Annotated in this window: 4 protein-coding genes; 3 read left to right on the forward strand and 1 reads right to left on the reverse strand. The window is 65.6% G+C overall.

Features of this window, described 5'->3' with window-relative positions; all coding sequences use genetic code 11:
• The first annotated feature begins 143 nt into the window (after positions 1-143).
• The 3 genes from ACFHW1_RS28495 (at position 144) to ACFHW1_RS28505 (ending at position 2,939) form a co-directional block, all read left to right on the forward strand.
• The gene (locus tag ACFHW1_RS28495) at positions 144-833 is read left to right on the forward strand and encodes a hypothetical protein (protein ID WP_416616658.1); all 690 of its coding nucleotides are present in this window, start codon (positions 144-146) and stop codon (positions 831-833) included.
• A 236-nt stretch (positions 834-1,069) separates the two neighbouring features.
• On the forward strand, positions 1,070-1,606 hold the full coding sequence (locus tag ACFHW1_RS28500) for a DUF6985 domain-containing protein (RefSeq protein WP_416616660.1): 537 nt from the start codon (positions 1,070-1,072) through the stop codon (positions 1,604-1,606).
• 142 nt (positions 1,607-1,748) lie between these two features.
• The gene (locus tag ACFHW1_RS28505; RefSeq protein ID WP_416616662.1) at positions 1,749-2,939 is read left to right on the forward strand and encodes a hypothetical protein; all 1,191 of its coding nucleotides are present in this window, start codon (positions 1,749-1,751) and stop codon (positions 2,937-2,939) included.
• 537 nt (positions 2,940-3,476) lie between these two features.
• Here the strand turns inward: ACFHW1_RS28505 and ACFHW1_RS28510 are convergent.
• Entirely contained in the window at positions 3,477-3,662 is a 186-nt protein-coding gene (locus tag ACFHW1_RS28510; protein WP_416569552.1) for a DUF397 domain-containing protein, read from the reverse strand.
• Positions 3,663-3,794 lie beyond the last annotated feature (132 nt).

Consider the following 3,794-nt stretch of genomic DNA (forward strand, 5'->3'; position numbering starts at 1 on the left):
GCTGTCGTCGATCTTCACGTACAGTGCGGTCAAGAGGGTATCCAGGTCTTGCGTCACAACATGATCTTGGATGCCCTCTCCTCATGCCCGGACATCGACCCCTGACTTCGGAACTACTCGTCTAGGCATTGTATCTCCAGACGGTGCCTGTTGCGAAGGCGGTGACTTCGTCGAGGCGTACCCGGGCCTGGGTCATCGCGGCGATCGCTGACCTGGCCGCAACGACCGAGCACAGCCCTTCGAACCTCACGGCCTGTTACCGCCGCCAGCGCCCTGAGCGCGGCATGAGCGGATGCTCGCAGGCGAGCAACGACCAGCCGATCTGGTACGAATGCCAGGTGGCCTACTTCGACGACTTGACCACCTACAGCTATAGCGAGGTCGACACCGTCGAGCTGGAACGGGAATGGCTACAGTTTCGGCCCGGATACGACCGGATCAACGTCGGGTGGCTCGATGCCTCGCACCTGTTCGAGGTGGGACCCACGCCAGACCGGTTCGCGAACACGCTGCTCGACATCATCGTGGCTCCGCGTATCAACGCGGTGCGCGAATTCCACCGGTGCCCCTTTTGCCCGAATCGTCCCGGGGACTCGATGGTTTCCGTGGAGCATCCGAGCGGCAGAGTCTGGTTGGGACACACCGAGATCAGGGTGCCATCACGGCCAGGCGCGATGTTCGCTGCACCGTCGCTCATCTGGCACTACGTCACTGCCCATTCCTACCGACCGCCGGCTGAGTTCATTGAGGCCGTGGAGCAGGACGACCAGGGCTGGACTTCGGACGCGAGCCCCTGGATACCCCACGACGCTGTTCGCATCACGTTCGACTGATCCGATGCGCGCGTATCGTGGTCATCAAAGGGAGGATGCCAGGGGGCGCGGGAGGGGCACGTCCGCAAACCGTTCGCGGAGGTGGCCGTCGTCGTCCTGCGACTACTCGACACCCCGCCCACTACATCGGCAAGGTCGTGCCTCGATTGCCGCCTGCGACTCGGTGTGACGCCCGACGGCGGCAGATGCGGATGCTTCATCAGAGGCTGCCTCACCGCGAGGACTACGGTGGTGGTGTGCAGATTCCCCATCTCGGTACGGTGACGAAGACCGCCGAGCCGGGCTGGTATCGCAGTGCGCCGATACCGGTGCCGGTATTGGGCGGTGGGCCTTGCCGCATCCGGGTCGACGGCTACGACGACGACCCGGCGCAGGAGGACTTCCACGCCGCGATTCGCAACTTCCTCGCGCTCGACCGATCGGCGTTGGCGGTGGCTGCGCCATCGATCTACGCCTACTACCGCGATGTCGCGGATGACCTCCTGGCCGCCGGCGACGACGAGTGGCACGTCGAGATCAGCGGCCCCGACGAGGTCCTGGCCCATGTCCAGCTTGGCAACGAGCCGATCGTCGTGCGCGACCCCTACGACGATCGCCGCGCCTATGTCTCGATCGGGGGCGAGTGTGCCTGGGAACCTGAGCACGGCCTGCAGATCGGGTTCCGCGACGGTGCCACAGTGACCAAGGTGGGACCGTACGACGGACACCTCACCAACTCGGCCGCCTACGCCGACGACGAACTCGATGGCGTCGTCTACCACAGTTCCCGGTAACGGTGTAGCTGGACCCCCTCGGATCCCCTGAACGCCCGGTCCGCAGCAGATCCAGACAGCAGCGGCAGATCGGCGAGTTCAAGGTCATATCCGCTGGCCCGGTAGCCCGCCCATGAGCGATTCTCACCGGTACGATGCGCCGGTGGAAATCTTGGCGCAGATGCGGTCCGTACCCACGCTCGAACGGTTGCTCTGCCATCCCAGGCTGCCGTTGATAGCCGGTTGGGAGACCGAACGCCCGGCGATCCGGATCTGGGAGTACACGGTCGGGCAGTTGCGTGAGGTTGGCGGTGTCGGTGCAGATTCGGCCGTCTACGACGCCCCCGACTATGCCCGGCGCAAGCGGACACCCTCCGCCGCCTGGCATCCGGACGAGCCGCAGCTGATCGTAGCGGACGGTAACAGTACGGCCTGCTGGACTCCTTCGGGCATCACCACAATCGATGGCGATCCGCCGACTGAGTACCAACGGGAAGTGGCATTCGGTCCGGACGGTCAGACGCTCTGGTTGTCGCCCAGCGGCGGAGAGAACGGCTGGGAGTCCTCCATCGCGCTCGACCTCGCCTCCGGCGCAACCGCAGTCGGCCCGCGCTGGGACACCGGAGTCGCGGCGTATCCGGGCGGTGGCCTCTTAGCCACTCTACAAAGCGAGCAGGGTGCCACGCTGGTGCTCTTCTCTCGGGATGAGCCGGTGCTGCGGCCATTGCGGCGGGTGTTGGTCCTCGACTGCGACGGATACGAGACACCTATCTTCAGCCCGGATGGGCGGTATTTCGTAGTGCGGGGCAACGCCTACGAAGAATCGCTGGAGGTGTTCGAGTTTCCTTCGCTGCGTCGCGTTCTCGGCCTGACACTCGGGGACCCAAGTCCGGGGTACCCGTACCCGCAGGAGCGGGTGGACAATATGCGCGCCTGGTCGCGCCACAACGTCGCGTTCGGGCCAGCTCCGGGTGTTCTCTGGATCGGTACGCCGGAGGGTGCCGTCATCGAGTTCGAGATCGACGGGAAACGGGCGGCCGAGTATGATGCGCTGCCCGGGTCGATGGTGACGGCCCTGGCGGCCGCCGCTACAGGCGAGTTGATCGTTGCCGGTCGCGACGGCACGCTTCTGGTGCTGTCGGGGGGACGGGCCGGCCCAGCCGAGGCATCGACCGCCGCAGTAACCGAGTTCCTTGCCGGCACCTCTGAGGCTTCGGTCATCGACATGAACCAACTTGACCTCACCGATGGAAACCGGATCTGGCAGCCCAGCGATCTGCAAACGGTCACCGACGCATCAGACAGCGACCCGTCATGGCTGAAGATCCGGGCTGCCATGAACCGGCTTACCTAACCTCAACGCGAAGACGTCGCGCCGAGTTGCGCATCGCGGTTTGGTGGTCGGCAGCGAGAAACGACAGCACCATCGGCGTGGGCTGTGGTCGGGTCGCGCAAACGATTGCCAGCGGGGCACCTGTACGAACATTGGGATGATCAGCTGTGCTGATCTCGGCGCGTCCGGAGCCGGCAGCTGGCACCGCCATCACCCGTTGGGACGATCGGTTCGCGGCGTGAGCGGATCTCGCTGTACCGCCCCGGCACCGTCAACCGCCGGAGCAGCGCGTGGCGGCAGGTTCAGATCCGGACGCCCGCGATCGGCGACGCTGCTTCGAGTGGAGGGCTCAGGCACGTTACTCGCGCGAATAACGTGCCTGAGCCCTCCACTCGACGGCGCACCGAGACTCGGGACCGAGACTCGATGGACCGAGATGCGCGATTTGCGGTCACGCTACGCCGGCGGTCCGGCGGGCGTGCGGGACGGCTCTATCCCCTGAGACCAGGGCCGGCGCTTTCTACACGTTGTCGGCGGAGGATGGGTAGGCGCGGCTGGTCAGTGGTGGTGCTTGGTCAGCTCGACGAAGGAGCGCCAGGCGGACGGGCCGAAGGCCAGGGTGCCGCCGTCGCGGTCCTTGGTGTCCCGGACCAGCACCCGGCCGGGCAGGTTGTCGGCCACCTCGACGCAGTTGCCGGATGAACCGTTCGACCGCGACGACTTCCGCCATGCTGGTTCATTGATCACTGGATCATCCCTAACATCAGGTCTCGGGTCTGGTCGGCGGACAGCGCCAACTCGTTGACTGCCTCCCAGACTAGTGCCGTGTCAGGGAACGTTTGCCTCGTGACGCGCCGTGCGGGTGCTGGTCCGGGC

This window comes from Micromonospora sp. LOL_014 (assembly GCF_048060245.1).
Classification (GTDB): domain Bacteria; phylum Actinomycetota; class Actinomycetes; order Mycobacteriales; family Micromonosporaceae; genus Micromonospora_E.